This is a genomic window from Shewanella surugensis (assembly GCF_023284005.1).
In the GTDB taxonomy this organism is placed as follows: domain Bacteria; phylum Pseudomonadota; class Gammaproteobacteria; order Enterobacterales; family Shewanellaceae; genus Shewanella; species Shewanella surugensis.
Genome location: NZ_JAKIKS010000337.1, coordinates 1 through 919 on the forward strand (window position 1 = coordinate 1; position 919 = coordinate 919).

A 919-nucleotide genomic window follows, 5' to 3' on the forward strand; every position below is an offset into this window, starting at 1 on the left:
CACTAACTTGCTGATTGTTGTTTTTGCGTTGCTACCTTCCCTTTTGTGTAACAAGGTGTTAACTTGCCAGAGGTTTAAAAGAACAAACAGAAAAAGCCAAGAAGAATTTTTAAATTTAGCTATACCAAGCATTCTAAGGGAAAAATTCTAGGTAGAATAAAAGGGATTTAATGATGAAAATACAAGGTGCTGTTATAAATGAGCAGGGTATCAATTTCGCAATAGTTGTTGTGAAAATGGGTATAGTTAACTCTCAGTATGAAAGTGAAAAAGCAATGAAGTCATTTATGTGTTTATTTTCAGGGATACCGTTGATTCTTATGGCCCAAGATTCACGAGGAACCCCCAAATATAGAGGTCGCAAGGATATAGTTAATTTTTTATCTAACATCCACCCTTCTCGAATTCCATGGAAAGAATATTCATATAGCTAGAGTGAAATTTGTTATACTGTGCTTATATTAGCTAAATACAATGTATTATTCTTGAGAGTAAAATAGGACATGCTTTTACAACATGAAATTAAAGAGTCTTTTTGTGAACATGAAGGCGATGAGATGAATAAGCAAAAAAAGCAGAAAAATTCTTTCACATACAACCTTGAGAGAATGACAAAATGTGTTGATTCAGACACAGTAAAAAAACCTAAAGGTCTAAAAGGTAAAGACCTATACACTTGGTTAATGTCGCATTGACTGAGTGGGGTTGAGAATAAATAATTAAGGTTCATTTTAACGGTGATGCGGTAACCACCTACTTAATAGTAATTAAATTTAATATCTCCGCATGGGTAAATAACATCCATGCAGGCACTTAAGAATAAGATAATTTATGTATACCGTTGATTATGGTCGTTGTTTTTTAGAAAACTTTAAATATTTTCCTGAAGCTGATAAAAATAAAATAACAGAGTTCATAG

At 32.4% G+C, this 919-nt stretch carries 1 protein-coding gene; it reads left to right on the forward strand.

The features are described 5' to 3' along the window. Positions 1–170 precede the first annotated feature (170 nt). Positions 171–434, forward strand: a complete 264-nt coding sequence (locus L2764_RS27380; RefSeq protein WP_248943480.1) for a hypothetical protein — start codon at positions 171–173, stop codon at positions 432–434. Positions 435–919: the final 485 nt, after the last annotated feature.

Bases quoted from the DNA above. Each gene is read 5' to 3' on its own strand.
- L2764_RS27380 (WP_248943480.1), top strand. From the start codon at position 171: ATGATGAAAATACAAGGTGCTGTTATAAATGAGCAGGGTATCAATTTC.